The organism is Methylophilus sp. Leaf408 (assembly GCF_916856905.1).
In the GTDB taxonomy this organism is placed as follows: Bacteria; Pseudomonadota; Gammaproteobacteria; order Burkholderiales; family Methylophilaceae; genus Methylophilus.
Window position 1 is genome coordinate 82,118 of the sequence record NZ_CAKASK010000002.1, and the last position, 15,238, is coordinate 97,355.

The window sequence follows — 15,238 nt, forward strand, 5'->3', positions numbered from 1 at the left end:
TCCATTAAACGATCAATCTAATAGCCAATGTCATTCAACTCAAATACTTTGAATGGCTTAAATTACTTCGCTGGCTGGGCCTGCTCTTTTGATGGCTGATCAGCTGCGGTGGCTACATTCACCAATGTGCCGTCAGTGACACCATCCGGCGGGTTTTCAATCACCCGGTCATTGGCCGTTAGGCCGGTCTGGATTTCCAGCGTTTTACCCAAATCACGTGCAATGGTGATGGTTTTCAGAGACACTTTCTGGTCGGCGCCAACGGTGGCGACTTTCAAGCCATTCTGGTCAAAAATCAATGCACTGGCAGGAATGCTTAAAATGCCACCGGCATCCTTCATTTGCAGATTCACATTGGCAAAACCGCCCGGCAAAAACTTGCCTGCTGCATTATCAACCAGCAATTGCACCAGCGTTGTACCTGACGAAGTATTAATGGCGCCGGAGGTAGACTGGATGGTGGCTTCAAAACTGCTCTCGGGATACTCGGGCACACTGAAAGTCGCTTTACCGCCAGGTTTGATACGGCTGACGTAATTCTGCGGCACATTGATATATAAACGCAATTTTCGAGTGTTGGACACTTCAAATAATGGCAATGCTGTACTGCCGCTACTACCGGCATTGATCAAAGCACCCGTATCCGTATTACGTGCAGTCACTGAACCATCGAATGGCGCCACGATGCTGGCAAAACCTTTAAGTGCCTGCAAGCGCTGCACATTGGCCTCAGCCGCTTTTACCAGTGCCTGTTTACTTAAATAATCGCCCTGTTTCTCATCGACTTCCTGCCGCGCGATTGATTGGGTCTTCAGCATATCCTGCCAGCGTTTGGCAGTAGTCTCTGCAAGGCTGACGTTTGCCTGCGCACTCGCCAGATCAGCCTTCGCCTGCAATAGTTCCTGGTCAAGGTCTGGCGTTTCCACCTCGCCTAATAATTGCCCGGCTTTGACTGAACCGCCGATATCGACTTTCCAGTTTTTGAGGTAACCGCTAACGCGGGCATAAATCGGTGCACGTGAAAATGCTTCAAAGCGCCCCGGCAAAATCAGCTGACTACCGTCAACCGCTCCACCTGGATGGCTGACACTTACGGTAGGCACCGCCTGCTTGTCAGTCCAGTCTTTAAGTTTGTCATCATGGCTGGCACGGGTAGACATGCCCATAATGACAATGCCTGCGGCAATCAAGGCCAGCAGCAAGCCGCCCAGTTTCAACCGGCGCGATGCGTGGTGGGAGTTAGTGGTCATGAGTCTCTCCTGTAGAGGTGCTGACAGGGGTAAAGTGTGTTTTCCTGTGTATGGCGCTAAAGACCACCGGCACAAATAATAAGGTAGCGACGGTAGCAAAAATCAAACCGCCGATGACCGCGCGTCCGAGTGGCGCATTTTGCTCCCCGCCTTCACCGAGGCCTAATGCCATCGGCGTCATACCGATCACCATTGCCAGCGCCGTCATTAGCACCGGGCGAAAACGTACAAAGCCGGCATCAATAGCAGCTGCGGTAGCATCTTTAAGTTCATCCAGCCTTTCGCGCGCAAAACTGATGACCAGCACACTGTTGGCAGTCGCCACGCCCATACACATAATCGCGCCAGTCAGCGCAGGTACGGAAAGCGGCGTGTAAGTCATGAATAGCATCCAGACGATGCCGGCTAGCGCAGCCGGTAATGCGGTAATGATCACGAACGGATCACTCCAGGATTGCAGGTTAACCACAATCAACAGGTAAATCAGCACGATGGCGCCCAATAAGCCGAAAAATAAACTGGTAAAGGCATGGTCCATGGTATATGCCTGACCGAGCATCACGACACTGGTAGCCTTGGGTACTTTGTCTTTGCTGTTCTCGAGAATCTCGCGAATGTCGGCGGCGACTGCGCCCAAGTCTCTATCCTGGGTACTGGCGTGTATCTGCACCATGGGCTGGATATCGTACTGGCTGACAACCGCGTTACCTACATTGCGTTTGAATATCGCCAGGCCGCCTAAGGTTTGGGTTTGTCCGTTATTGCCACTGACAGGCAGGTTCGCCAGCGTATTCAGACTATCAAGCTGATATTGCGGGGTTTGCAACACGATGGGATAAGTCACGCCATTGGCAGGGTTTAGCCAGTATGTCGGTGATACCTGTGAACTGCCTGCCATATTGATCACCATGCTATTGGTGACATCCCGGGTGCTGATGCCGATTTCCTGTGCGCGGGTTTTATCGAGATTGATATCAAATGCCGGACGGCTGCGCGATTGCTGGATACGTGCATCGACCACGCCAGGCACGGTGCGTATTTTCGCCAGTAACTGATTGGCATACTCAAAATTATCTGCCAGCTTGCCACCACGTATCTGGATATCGATCGGCGCCGGTGACCCAAAGTTCAGGATCTGGCTGACGATATCTGCCGGTGGGAACGAAAATGTCGTATCCGGGAATTGCTTGGGCAAGGTTTCGCGCAAGGTGCGAATGTATTCAGCTGTTGGGGCATGCTCCGGTTTCAGCGCAATCTGGATATCGCCATCCTGCGTACCGATGACGCCGGTGTTGTTATACGTCATATTGATGCTGCTGATAGGCATGCCGATGTTGTCGACGATGGTCAGGATTTCATCCGCAGGAATGACTTTTTTAATCGCTGCCTGGATATTGGCAAAACGGTTGGCCGTCTCTTCAATGCGGGTACCCACAGGCACGCGCGCATGCATCAGGATTTGTCCGCTATCCACCGCCGGGAAGAAGTTACTGCCCAGCATCGGGGTCAGCAAAAAAGATAGCAGTACAATCAACATAAAGCCGCCCATGAACAATCGGCTATGATCAATCGCCAGCTCCAGCAGACCTTTGTAAGACAGGCGCATGCGTTCAAAAACTGCTTCAAAACTGCGCTGGAAACGCACCAACGGGTTGCGGCTGACTGGTCCATGCTCATCACCATGGACATGCGGTTTCAACATGTAATTTGCCATGGTAGGCACCAGCGTACGCGACAGGGTAAACGAACTCACCATCGCAAACATCACCGCCTCGGCCATAGGCACAAACAGGTAACGCGACACGCCTTCGAGGAAAAACATTGGGACAAACACAATGCAGATGCATAGTAGCGAGACAAATGCAGGCGTCACAATTTGCGCCGCGCCATCAAGGATAGATTGCTCTACCGGCTTGCCCTGCTCCAGGTGCCAGTTTATATTTTCTATGGTAACCGTAGCTTCATCAACCAGGATACCAACTGCTAACGCCAGTCCACCCAGCGTCATGATATTTAAGGTTTCACCGGCAATCGATAAACCGATAATGGCACCCAGGATCGAAAGCGGAATCGATGTCGCAATAATCAGCGAAGACCGCCAGCTACCAAGAAAAAGCAATATCATCAGGCTGGTTAAAATGGCCGCCAGCACACCTTCAAACACCACGCCGTGAATGGCGGCGCGCACAAACAGTGACTGGTCGTTGATCGGTGTCGCAACCAGGCTATCTGGCAAGCTGGGCTTGATTTCTTCCAGCTTGTCTTTGATACCTTCCACAATCGCCAGTGTAGAAATCGCGCCATTCTTGAGGATGGTCATCAATACCGAACGGTTGCCATCCACGTGTACGATATTGGTCTGTGGCGGACTGCCATCGCGTACTTGCGCAATGTCGTGCATGTAAATGGTAGTCCCATTGACGACCTTAACCGGGATATTGGCCAGCTCATCAACATCTGAAGCGGCATTGTTCAGGTTAAGTATGTATTCAATGCTACCAATTTTTTGCGTACCCACCGGCACGACCAGATTGTGCGCAGCCAGGGCATTTGACACGTCCTGGGCTGATAATCCACGTGCCTGTAGTGCAGGCGGATTCAGGTCAATCTGAATCTGCCGGCTTTTACCCCCATACGGAAATGGCACGCCGGCCCCGGGCACGGTTACCAGGCGGATGCGCACTGCATTTAAACCCAGGTCAGCCAGGTTTTGCTCGGTGAGGCCTTTGCCGGACAGTGCAATCTGCAAGATAGGCACCGTGGAAGCATTGTAATTAAGGATCAACGGTGGCGTGGTGCCGGTCGGCATTTGCCGGGTGACGGTTTGTGAAATCGCCGATACCTGCGCATTAGCAGTCGCAATATTGACGCCGGGATGGAAAAAGATTTTGACGATGGCAAAGCCGTTAAACGAATTCGCCTCGATATGCTCAATATCGTTGACGGTGGTGGTCAAGCTGCGCTGGTACAGCGTGGTGATACGTCCGGCCATATCATCAGGCGGCAAACCGCTATATTGCCAGGCCACCGCGACAATAGGAATACGGATTTCAGGAAAAATATCCACCGGGCTGCGCACCGCTGACAATGTGCCGACAATCAGGATCAGCAGCGCCATCACCACAAAGGTATATGGCCGCTTGAGGGCAATACCAACTACATTAAACATTGACGCCCTTTGCCGGCGGCAGGCTGATAATATAACCGGCATCCCGCCAGGCATCGATCCCGCCAGTTAATGGCCGGATATTGCGGTAACCGCGGTTGATCAGTTTCTTGGCGACTTTGGCCGCCGTGACTTCATTCGGGCAGGAGCAATACAGGACCACCGGGGCATCTGCATCAATATCCAGCACCAGGTTATCCACATCTTCCAGGGTAATAAACTGCGCGCCTGGAATCCAGCCGTCATCTATCAGGTGGGGAGCACGCGTATCCAGGATCACGGGCGCCGCGCCTTTATCCAGCATTTCGTTGAGCTCTTCAATACTGATACGCGCCATCCGCAGGCTTTTGATAAACCGCTGCCTGTCCCACCACTTGTATGCGATAAATGCGGCGAGTAACGCCAGTACCAGCAATGTGCCCCACTTACCCATCTGCACCAGTGTAGACATCAGTTCGTCAATGGCAGAGCTGAACAGGTTACCTAGCCACAGTGCTGTCCCTGCCCACAATGCAGCGCCCAAACCATCCATGATGACGAAGACCAGGTAACGCGTGCCGGAAGAGCCAGCCAGCGCGCTGGAAATAGAAGCAAAGCCCGGAATAAATTTACACACCAGCAAGGCTGGTGGACCGAATTTCAGGTACAGCGATTCGGTTTGCCTGACACAGGTATCTGGTGAAAGCGAAATCTTGCATAACTTCCCCATCACTTTTTTACCGTATTTGCGGCCCGCCATATACCAGATGGAATCCGCAATCAGGGCGGCGATCACGGCCACTGCCAGCAAAGTGCCCAGACTGTATTGGCCATTGGCAATCAGCACACCCGACAGCAACAGTGTAGGGTAAGCGGGCAGCGGCAAACCTAGCTGCTCTAGCAGCACATTGGCGAATATAATCAGCAGGCCGTATTGTTGAAGTAATTCCAGGAGGGTACTCATCATTCACTCACGCGAACGCCATTTGAATGGCGCTTAATTTTACAAAACTTTCTTGTAGAACTTCATTCTTGTAGCATTTTTTTCTACATGCCTAGCGTTGCCAGCATGGCAAACGCCATAAATAATACAAAATGCGTCATGCCTTCAATGGCATTGGTTTCGCCATCGTGCAAGTTGATGGTCGCGACCACCAAAGTTAAAAATGTCATGACCATCTGCGTTGGCGACAAGCCAACGATCAGCGGTTTATTCTGGATCAGGGCGATCGCCTCAATCACCGGCACCGTCAGAATGACAGTTGAAAGCGTTGCCCCCAGCGCAATATTCACGACCGTTTGCATACGGTCATTCACCGCTGCTTTCAGCGCAGTCAATACCTCGGGGCTGGCAGCAATCACCGCCACGACAATTGCAGCCACAATCGGCGGCACACCACTCCCGTTTAGCCCGGAATCCATGTGCATGCTCATCTCTTCTGACAGCAGGCCTATGGTGATGATGCCGACCAGAATATACACAATCGCCAGCCTGACATCTACGATGGTTTTGCGGGATGCCATCTCGCCCAGCCCGTCTTTATTATGCTGGTCACGGTAGCTGAAATAGTTACGGTGACGGCCTGTCTGCATTTTCAGGAACAGCGCATAAAACACACTCATGGTGATGATCGTAAACATCGAATATATACGCCAGTGTTCAGGCGGCAAAAACGCTGGCAATACCATTGAAATCCCCAGCGCCGTCATGATCATGACAATATAAGTATTGCCCGAGTTAACGTTGTATTCCACCTCGCCATACTTGATACCACCAACGATCGCACATAACCCGAGAATGCCATTGATATCCAGCATCACTGCCGAATAAATCGCATCCCTGGCCAGCGTGGTAGAAGAGGTATGGCTTAACATCATGACGATGATCACCACTTCAATAATGACCGCGCTGATGGTCAGAATCATGGTGCCATAAGGCTCTTTCAGCCGTTCCGCAACATACTCGACCTGGAACGACAGCTGGAATGCCAGGTTGATAATCAACACTACAAAGATAATTGAAACCACCAGCGACTCTTGCTGGCCAATGTGCATCACCTTGTCAATTTGAGTGAGGGAGATGTAGGCAAGAATCGATATCACTAGTGATATCAGGCCCTGAGGAGGTTTTTCTGCAAGCATGCGCTAAGTGGAAAATGAATAGATAACCATCTTAACACCGACCTTTAGTTTATGCCTTCAAACGGCCCAATTTGTATTGCATTCCATGCAAAGCTTTTTGCTTCTTGACTGGCCTGTGCAATTCTTAATGCGCTGACAAAATTCTTAAACTATCTAAATATGGCAAAAGCTAGAGCGCAAATTCAATTGCGCTCTAAACACTATACCGTCTTTAATCTATGCTTTGGCAGCAGCATTGAACGAAGCAATATCAATTACAAAACGGTATTTCACGTCGCTCTTTAGCATGCGTTCGTAAGCTTCGTTGATGTAATTGGCATCAATGATTTCAACATCACTGACGATGTTGTGCTTGCCACAGAAATCCAGCATTTCTTGCGTCTCTGCAATACCGCCGATCAATGAGCCAGCGACCTGGCGGCGTTTGGTGATTAGGTTGGCGCCATGCACTTCCACCGGATCCAGAGGACCAACCAGAACGATAGTTTTGTCGCGTTTGAGCAAGCCGATATAAGGGTTCAGGTCATGCGCCACCGGTACCGTGTCTATGATCAGATCAAAGCTGGCAGTATGTTTAGCCATGTCATCAGCATCTTTTGAAATCAGCACTTCATGCGCACCCAGTTTAGTGGCATCCGCTGCTTTACTGGCCGAGGTGGTGATCATGACAACATGCGCGCCCATGGCTGCCGCCAGTTTCACACCCATATGACCCAAGCCACCAAGGCCGATGATGCCGACTTTCTGGCCCGGCTGCACATTCCAGTGTTTCAGTGGAGAGTACAGGGTAATGCCCGCGCACAATAATGGCGCGACTGCTTTGGTATCCAGGTTTTCCGGTACGCTGACCACGAAATTTTCATCCACGGTAATGCGTTCGGCATAACCGCCAAACGTCAGGCCACCGTGGCGGGTATCTTTTGAGTTGTAGGTAAATACGGACTCATTGCAATATTGCTCTTCACCGGCACCACAGTCTTCGCAGTGGCGGCAGGAGTCGACCAGACAGCCGACTCCAACCAGTTGCCCCAGCTTGAATTTAGTCACATGGTCGCCGACTTTGCTGACGCGACCCACGATTTCATGGCCCGGCACCATAGGGTACAAAGAGCCGCCACCCCATTCGTTTCTGGCCTGATGAATGTCAGAGTGGCAGATACCGCAGTATTCAATATCTATCAGGACATCGTGCGGACCAGGTTCACGGCGGTCTATGCTCATAGGCGCAACCGGGGTGGTTGCGTTTTGTACACCATAGGCGGCTGTTTTAAAAGTGAGTGCCATGTCGCGTTCTCCATATTTTTATTGAAACTTGGAATCACCGCCGGAATCAAGCTCAAGCTTGCCGACAATAACCATTAAAGTCTAAAAGAATCACTGCAATAATAATTGCCAGCTCTTCTTGAATGATTGCCTAAAGCTATGAGTTTTCCTGTCACTAACTCAAGGTCTACTGTTGCACCGTGACATATCTGGCATCCACATCACTCGGGGTAGTAATCAGGGCACTACGTACTGCACTGACCTCTTCCATCGGGCTTTTGCCAAACATACGCTTGAACTCGCGGCTAAACTGCGAGGCACTTTCGTAACCCACCTTGCTGGCCGCCAGGGTGGCACTTAAACCGTCTTGCACCATTAGCAACCGTGCTTTATGCAAGCGGGTCATTTTCAGGTACTGGATAGGTGAAGTAGCCGTCACATCCCTGAACGCCGCATGAAACGAAGGTACGCTCATGGTCGACTCCGAGGCCAGCTTGTCCACATTCAGCTCTTTGTCATACTCAGAATGGATCAGCCGCAACGCCTTGCTGATCTTACCTATATTATTGTGCGTGCTATGCGCCGCCAAAATGGCCGAGGCCTGCGATGTCTGCAAGATTCGGTAATGAATCTCGCGAATAATCGCCTGGCCCAATACCGTTGCTTCGGTTTTCGATTGCAGACATTCCAGCAGTCTGACCACCGCATTTGATAAACGTGCGTCCAGTGGTGTAGATGTGATGCCACTCTTGCCATTAATTTTCATCGGCGTGTCATGCTCAACACTCAATAGAAGCTCAGAGATCATGGCCAGATTGATACGGATGGAAATCGCCAGCAAGGGCTCTTCCAATGAAGCGATGGTTTCACTCTCGAATGGCAGCGGCACCGATAAAATCAGGAACTGTTGCGGATTGTATTGATAAACCTCTCCGCCGAGGTAGCCGATTTTGCGGCCCTGACAAACGAATACAATACTAGGTTCGTAAAAAACCGGGCTACGAGGAATCGACCGATTCCAGCGCATGAGTTTGACGCCATCCAGCGCAGTCAGCGTAAACCCTTCACTGCGAGTCTGGCTGGATAACAGCGCAATAGTTTTATCGCGGTCGTGGGCATACCAACAGTCAGCATTGCTCATATACTTATACTATGTGATTGATTAGGCATAAATAATACCCCTAAATGACTTTATTCACCTAATAAGACATAGAAATAGGCAACGATTTCATATTTTTAAACTTACCAGCGAACCTCAGCCTGCGTAGACTACTCATACCACACTTGTATTGAATGCAATATTTTGGAGAAGAGGAAAACGTGATGAAAAATCAGCTGATAAAAGGCCTGATCGGTTCCATATTCGCAACCCTGTCAATGTCAGCCTGGGCGGATATTCAGGATGTGCGGGACAACTTGAGCAAATTGCGCGTGCCTGACGGTTTCAAAGTCGATGTCTACGCTGAAGTGCCCGGTGCACGCCAGATGACACTGGGTACCAACGGCAACGTCTATGTAGGCACCCGTGGTAATAAAGTGTATGCAGTGGTGGATAAGAACAAAGATCACAAAGCCGATCAGGTAGTAGCGATTCTGGATGACCTGAATGTTGGTAATGGTGTCGCCATGGTAGATGGACATTTGTATGTGGCCGAACAGCACCGCATCACACGTTATGCTGCACCAGACTTTGATCTGACCTTGCCATTTAAGGCCATGCGCGAAGTGGTCTATGACAAATTACCGAATAAAGCGCATCACGGCTGGCGTTATATCGCGACCGGCCCGGATAACAAGTTGTACGTCACTATCGGTGCGCCTTGCAATATTTGCGATCCGACTGGCATTGAAGCTTCCATTATTCGCATGAATCCGGATGGCAGCCAGGTGGAAACATTTGCCAAAGGGGTAAGAAACTCCGTCGGTTTGGATTTTCAGCCTGGCACGAATACCTTGTTCTTTACCGATAATGGTGTCGACTTGCTTGGCGCAGATATCCCGCATGATGAGCTAAATGCGGCACCTAAAGCCGGCCTGCATTTTGGTTTTCCTTACTTTGCCGGCGGCGATGCGCGTGACCCTAACTGGAAAAACAAAACGCCACCTGCAGCGGTGACGAAACCAGTGGCTGAATTCCAGGCACACAGTGCCAACCTCGGCTTCAAGTTTTATACCGGCAAGCAATTTCCAAGCGAATACCAGGGCAATGCCGTCATCGCACAGCACGGTTCATGGAACCGTAAAGAGCCTGTCGGTTACCAGCTGGTCCGCGTGACTTTCGACGAGCAGAAGCAGGTTAAGGAAACCAAAGTATTTATTGATGGCTGGCTAAGTGCCGAAGGTGAAGTATGGGGCCGCCCGAATGACGTACTGCAATTGCCGGATGGTTCATTGCTGGTTTCGGATGACTACAATGGCGTGATTTACCGTGTGAGCTATGATGGTAAAACACTGGGTAAATCTGCCGCGGCCGCCGCGCCCAGCACTCATACAGGCGAGACGACTTTGACCGGATTCGCCATGCCGGAATCTGTATTTGCCGCACCGAATGGAGTCGTTTATATCTCGGAGATTGGTGAATTCGGTAAAGCAGGCGATGGGAAAATCACCCAGATCGAAGCTGATGGCACCCGCAAAACACTGGCAGAAGGCCTGAATGATCCTAAAGGCCTGGATATGTTCAATGGCCAGCTGTATGTTGCAGATGTGGATAGAGTGGTGAGTGTTGACGCGCAAACTGGCAAGCAAACGGTGACTGCTGCTACTTCAGCTTTTCCGCGCAAACCAGTGTTCTTAAATGACATTGAAATCGATGGCCTGGGCAATGTATATGTCTCGGACAGTGGCGATGACAATGGCAAAAGTGCTGGCATCTTCAAAATCACACCCGCCGGTAAAGTGACTGAAGTGCTTAAAGCGAATGCCGGTATCAAACGTCCAAATGGCTTGCTGATGGATGGTGCGGACAGTTTACTGGTGGCTGACTTTGGCACAGGCAAATTGTTCAGGGTACAGTTAGGCGGCAAAAAAGCTTCCGTGACCTTGCTTAACCAGGGCTTTGGTGGTGCTGATGGTTTGGTTCGTGATACGCATGGTCACCTGTATGTGAGCGACTGGGCGGGCGGCAATGTCTGGCAGCTCACTGAGCCTAAAGCGACGCCGCAACGCATCATTCAGGGCTACCAATCCGCGGCAGATATCAGCTTTTCAGCAGATGGCCAATCCTTATTGATCCCTGATATGAAAGCAGGCACATTGCATAGCGTCCCTGTTCAATAAGCATTCATTGCGTACGTTTAAGCCCGGTTAATGACCGGGCTTTTTTATTCCACCCCGATGATCCTGCTCTGTGTCAGAATGGCGTGGTCAGGCTCGCATTCTGGCAGCCTGAATCATTTATCATCATAATTCATAATTTGTTAGGAGAATTTCATGAAAAAACTGGTTCTTGCGCTACTGCTTTCCTCATTCTGTCTTTCAGTTTCAGCAGGCCCGCAACAGGAAAAAATGAAAACCTGCAATGCAGATGCCAGCACCAAAGCGTTAAAAGGGGATGACCGCAAAGCGTTTATGAAAACCTGTTTATCTGCTGATAGTACGGACTCCGGCCTGACTGCACAGCAGAATAAAATGAAGACATGTAACGCAGATGCAAAAACCAAGGCTTTAAAAGGTGACGAACGTAAAGCGTTTATGAAAACCTGCTTATCCGGTAAATAATTCCAGCAAGTATCCCGTCTCAATCACGCCTGCAGTCACGCTGCAGGCGTCTGATAAAAAACTTTTACCTCCACCTAAAGTTTTAAGCCAACCTGCCGTTAATCAAGTTAACTCCTGGTGTGTCTTTTTTTAGCATGGCCTGAGATTCAGTGCCGATAAGGGTTTACCAGGCCATCATTTGCAAATACAGATTGATTGGTATGGATAACCCACTCAAGAAAATCATTCAAACAATGTTGCTCAGCGCTATGCCATTCACCGGTCAGGCGACAGCAGCTACCCTTGCACCAGAAACGTCAGCCACCAACCCGGAGTTGTTTAGTCAGTTGGCAGTTGAAGCTGGCATAACAATACTTGCCCTGGCATGCATGCTGCTGGTGCATCAGCTCTGGCGTTTCTACCAGCGCGCGCAACGGCGTGAAGCCGAGGTACGTCAACAGATCTGGCGGCAAGCCAATTATGATTACCTGACACAATTACCTAATCGTTATTTACTACAGGATTGCCTGGAGAAATCGATTCAGGAATGTCAGCAATCACTACAACAATTGGGCTTACTGCTGATTGACCTGGATGGATTCAAGGATGTGAATGATATTGCCGGACATGCAGTGGGTGACCGCCTGTTGCAGAATGCAGCATTACGCATTCAATCCTGCGTACGAGATGGCGACACCACCGCCAAATTGGGTGGCGATGAGTTTGTGGTGGTGATTCCCAAACTCAAAGATATCAAGGTGCTGCACGACATCGGCGCCAAAATTGTAGAGACTGTGCGCTCGCCTTTTCATATCGATGATAACCAGTATTTTGTCACCGCCAGTATTGGTATTGCGGTGTTCCCTGACCATAGCGACTCTGCCGAAACCCTGATGATGTACGCCGACCAGGCTTTGTACGCGGCCAAGCGTGCCGGTAAAAACCAATACCAGTTCTTTACCCAAACCATGCAGCAGGAAATCAGGGAACGCATTTCCCTGACGCATGACCTGCGCTCAGCCATTGAAAATAACGAGTTGCATCTGGTGTACCAGCCTATTTATCGCCTGCAGGATATTTCGCTGATTAAAGCCGAGGCGCTAATCCGCTGGCAACATCCAACGCGTGGCAACATTCCGCCAAGTGTGTTTATTCCAATTGCGGAAGAATCGGGCATTATTATCGAGATCGGCAAATGGATATTTAATGAAGTGCTGCATGACTTGTCGACCATAGACCCAATGCGTTTGCAGGGTATCCAGATCAGCCTCAACATTTCACCGATACAGTTTGCGCATCCACAGCATTTAATGGCGTTTATCAAACGCCTTGAGCGCTCGAATATTCCTTGTGAACTGTTCTGTTTTGAAATTACAGAAGGGTTGTTGCTCGAGCCTTCAAAAGTGATTCAGGACACTTTAAAAACGCTTAAACAGGCGGGCATTAAATTATCGATTGATGACTTCGGCACCGGTTATTCTGCACTGGGTTACCTTAAAAAATACCATATTGATTACGTTAAGATTGATAAGTCCTTTATCAATAATCTGGGCGTGGATAACTATGACTTTATCCTGTGCCGCTCCATCATCCAGATGGCACATGAGCTGAATATGCAACTGATTGCCGAAGGCGTGGAAAATGCGCAGCAGGAGAGCATACTCAAAGTTATCAATTGCGATTTTATACAGGGTTTTCTGCATGGAAAACCGGCTATGTTCAGCTCATTACTCGAGCAGCTGGATTTGCAGATGCTGCAAGAAAAGACATATCCTATGCTGGGCGCTGAAACAAAAATGGCAGCATTGCAACATGCTGCCACCAAAGCTAACTAACCACTTCAGGATTTAAATCAAATAGTGATCCAGCAATAGCGCTGCAAATATCAGGCTCAGGTAAAGAATAGAATATTTGAAAGTGGTTTTGGCCAGATCGTCAGAATAGCGACGATAGAGGCTGACTACATAGTAAAGAAATACCGCATTCAGGCATGCTGCCGACGCCAGATACAGCCAGCCACTCATGCCTAAGCCATAAGGCATTAAAGACACGACAATCAGGATCACGGTATATAGCAAAATATGCAGCAGCGTAAATTTCTCACCATGGGTTACCGGTAACATAGGCATGCCCACTTTGGCATATTCTTCTCGGCGATATAAAGCTAGTGCCCAGAAGTGTGGTGGCGTCCAGGCAAAAATAATCAGGAACATGACCAAAGCTTCTGGCGACACGGTGTTATTCACTGCTGCCCAGCCAAGTATTGGAGGCATTGCACCTGATGCGCCGCCAATGACAATATTCATAGGCGTTGCCGGTTTCAGAAACACCGTGTAAATAACGGCATAACCGACAAACGTCCCCAATGTCAGCCACATGGTCAGCGGGTTCACCCAGTAATACAAAATACTCAGGCCTATGCCACCGAGCACACTGGCGAATAACAGGGTTTCCATCTGCGATAACTGGCCGGTAGGAATAGGACGCGCACGCGTGCGTGCCATCATGGCATCAATCTTGTGTTCGATTAAACAGTTAAACGCCGCTGCAGCACCTGAGGCAAACGCAATGCCCACAGTTGCCGCTAATAATATCTGTAACGGCACCATGCCAGGCGTGGCCATAAACATGCCGATGATTGCGGTAAAAACAATTAATGCCGTGACGCGCGGTTTGCACAGCGCATAAAAATTGCGCAAGCTCATTTTGGCCGATGTCAGTTGTGTAACCCAAATACTTTGCATGACTAATCCCCCAACTTTTCTAATAAGACGTATTCATTAATCTCGCATTGACTGTCACCAGGCATATACCCAGCAACGCTGCGCCGGCGTTATGCAATACAGCCAAGACTAATGGCAGTTGCAGTAACAGATTGCCGATACCAACACCGATTTGTAACAGCAAAACCAGCAGTAGTGTCCACGCCAAGGTTCTGGCGTTTTGACGCTGTAACAAAATCTTGACGCTGACGATGCCCCAACCCAGCACGACCAGCGCGCCCAGTCTGTGTATCCATTGAATAGCGGTCAAAGCATCTAGGTGCAATTGCCCGCCATCCCGGCTTTCTCCCAGTGCCCGCGTCAGGTGGAATGCATCATGCAAATCCATATCGGGCCACCATAAGCCATGGCAGGTGGGAAAGTCGGTACAAGCGAGCGCCGCATAATTACTGCTGGTCCAGCCACCCAGCATCACCTGTAGAAACCATACCACCAGCGCCAGGCGTAACCACCATTGCTGTGCTGATGGCAAAGCGATGGATGGTTGCGCATTATTGCGTACGGCGATCCAGCATAATAGTGCCAGGGTGGTCATCCCGCCCAGTAAATGTAAGGTCACAATTACCGGCTTAAGTAACAGTGTCACAGTCCACATACCCAGCAGTGCCTGTAAAAAAACCAGCACGACCAGGGCAACAGATAACTGCCATGAAGTTTTTATTTTCAGCCTGTTCACATACGCTAGCCAGGCCAGACCTAAAATAACCAGGCCCAGACTTCCGGCCAGATAACGATGGGCCATTTCTTTCCAGGCTTTCGCGTGTTCTAGCGGCTTATCCGGAAATGCCAGCTGCGCAGAGTGGATTGCGGATTCACTTTGCGGCACGGATAAGGCGCCATAACAGCCAGGCCAGTCTGGGCAACCCAATCCTGCATCAGATAATCGTACATATGACCCCAATACCACGACACAAAACGCCAGCAGCACAGCCACAACACTTAAAGACCTGAACATA

Annotated in this window: 11 protein-coding genes; 3 read left to right on the forward strand and 8 right to left on the reverse strand. The window is 50.0% G+C overall.

Annotated elements, in window-relative coordinates; genetic code table 11:
• Positions 1-62 precede the first annotated feature (62 nt).
• The 6 genes from LPA26_RS11215 to LPA26_RS11240 form a co-directional block, all read right to left on the reverse strand.
• Positions 63-1,250 (reverse strand): efflux RND transporter periplasmic adaptor subunit, encoded by a 1,188-nt coding sequence (locus LPA26_RS11215; protein ID WP_229008417.1) that lies wholly within the window; start codon positions 1,248-1,250, stop codon positions 63-65.
• The gene (locus tag LPA26_RS11220) at positions 1,240-4,419 is read right to left on the reverse strand and encodes an efflux RND transporter permease subunit (RefSeq protein WP_229008418.1); all 3,180 of its coding nucleotides are present in this window, start codon (positions 4,417-4,419) and stop codon (positions 1,240-1,242) included. The genes LPA26_RS11215 and LPA26_RS11220 overlap by 11 nt, the downstream gene beginning before the upstream one ends.
• Positions 4,412-5,359 (reverse strand): DedA family protein/thiosulfate sulfurtransferase GlpE, encoded by a 948-nt coding sequence (locus LPA26_RS11225; protein WP_229008749.1) that lies wholly within the window; start codon positions 5,357-5,359, stop codon positions 4,412-4,414. The genes LPA26_RS11220 and LPA26_RS11225 overlap by 8 nt, the downstream gene beginning before the upstream one ends.
• Positions 5,360-5,442: 83 nt before the next feature.
• Positions 5,443-6,537, reverse strand: coding sequence for a calcium:proton antiporter (locus LPA26_RS11230; protein WP_055827698.1), 1,095 nt, complete (start codon positions 6,535-6,537; stop codon positions 5,443-5,445).
• Between the two features lie 216 nt (positions 6,538-6,753).
• A complete protein-coding gene (locus LPA26_RS11235; RefSeq protein ID WP_229008419.1) occupies positions 6,754-7,821 on the reverse strand; it encodes an NAD(P)-dependent alcohol dehydrogenase in 1,068 nt (355 codons plus the stop codon).
• Between the two features lie 166 nt (positions 7,822-7,987).
• Positions 7,988-8,941 (reverse strand): AraC family transcriptional regulator, encoded by a 954-nt coding sequence (locus LPA26_RS11240; protein ID WP_055827703.1) that lies wholly within the window; start codon positions 8,939-8,941, stop codon positions 7,988-7,990.
• 182 nt (positions 8,942-9,123) lie between these two features.
• On the opposite strand from LPA26_RS11240, the gene LPA26_RS11245 reads away from it, so the two are divergent.
• From LPA26_RS11245 to LPA26_RS11255, 3 genes are all read left to right on the forward strand, one after another.
• Complete coding sequence (locus LPA26_RS11245) at positions 9,124-11,079, forward strand: SMP-30/gluconolactonase/LRE family protein (RefSeq protein WP_229008420.1); 1,956 nt, start codon at positions 9,124-9,126, stop codon at positions 11,077-11,079.
• A 153-nt stretch (positions 11,080-11,232) separates the two neighbouring features.
• Entirely contained in the window at positions 11,233-11,520 is a 288-nt protein-coding gene (locus LPA26_RS11250; protein WP_055827708.1) for a PsiF family protein, read from the forward strand.
• Positions 11,521-11,720: 200 nt separating this feature from the next.
• Positions 11,721-13,334: a bifunctional diguanylate cyclase/phosphodiesterase gene (locus LPA26_RS11255; RefSeq protein ID WP_229008421.1), complete on the forward strand. Its 1,614-nt coding sequence runs from the start codon at positions 11,721-11,723 to the stop codon at positions 13,332-13,334.
• A gap of 12 nt (positions 13,335-13,346) precedes the next feature.
• Here the strand turns inward: LPA26_RS11255 and cyoE are convergent, their stop codons facing one another.
• Positions 13,347-14,243: a heme o synthase gene (cyoE, locus tag LPA26_RS11260; protein ID WP_229008422.1), complete on the reverse strand. Its 897-nt coding sequence runs from the start codon at positions 14,241-14,243 to the stop codon at positions 13,347-13,349.
• Positions 14,244-14,262: 19 nt separating this feature from the next.
• Positions 14,263-15,237, reverse strand: a complete 975-nt coding sequence (locus LPA26_RS11265) for a heme A synthase (protein WP_229008750.1) — start codon at positions 15,235-15,237, stop codon at positions 14,263-14,265.
• Between the last annotated feature and the right edge of the window lies 1 nt (position 15,238).

What these genes read in the sequence shown, in the direction of transcription:
- LPA26_RS11255 (WP_229008421.1), top strand. Translation starts at nt 11,721, where the DNA reads ATGGATAACCCACTCAAGAAAATCATTCAAACAATGTTGCTCAGCGCT.
- LPA26_RS11250 (WP_055827708.1), top strand. Translation starts at nt 11,233, where the DNA reads ATGAAAAAACTGGTTCTTGCGCTACTGCTTTCCTCATTCTGTCTTTCA.
- LPA26_RS11265 (WP_229008750.1), bottom strand. Translation starts at nt 15,237, where the DNA reads ATGTTCAGGTCTTTAAGTGTTGTGGCTGTGCTGCTGGCGTTTTGTGTC.
- LPA26_RS11245 (WP_229008420.1), top strand. Translation starts at nt 9,124, where the DNA reads ATGAAAAATCAGCTGATAAAAGGCCTGATCGGTTCCATATTCGCAACC.
- LPA26_RS11240 (WP_055827703.1), bottom strand. Translation starts at nt 8,941, where the DNA reads ATGAGCAATGCTGACTGTTGGTATGCCCACGACCGCGATAAAACTATT.
- LPA26_RS11225 (WP_229008749.1), bottom strand. Translation starts at nt 5,359, where the DNA reads ATGAGTACCCTCCTGGAATTACTTCAACAATACGGCCTGCTGATTATA.
- LPA26_RS11230 (WP_055827698.1), bottom strand. Translation starts at nt 6,537, where the DNA reads ATGCTTGCAGAAAAACCTCCTCAGGGCCTGATATCACTAGTGATATCG.
- LPA26_RS11220 (WP_229008418.1), bottom strand. Translation starts at nt 4,419, where the DNA reads ATGTTTAATGTAGTTGGTATTGCCCTCAAGCGGCCATATACCTTTGTG.
- LPA26_RS11215 (WP_229008417.1), bottom strand. Translation starts at nt 1,250, where the DNA reads ATGACCACTAACTCCCACCACGCATCGCGCCGGTTGAAACTGGGCGGC.
- cyoE (WP_229008422.1), bottom strand. Translation starts at nt 14,243, where the DNA reads ATGCAAAGTATTTGGGTTACACAACTGACATCGGCCAAAATGAGCTTG.
- LPA26_RS11235 (WP_229008419.1), bottom strand. Translation starts at nt 7,821, where the DNA reads ATGGCACTCACTTTTAAAACAGCCGCCTATGGTGTACAAAACGCAACC.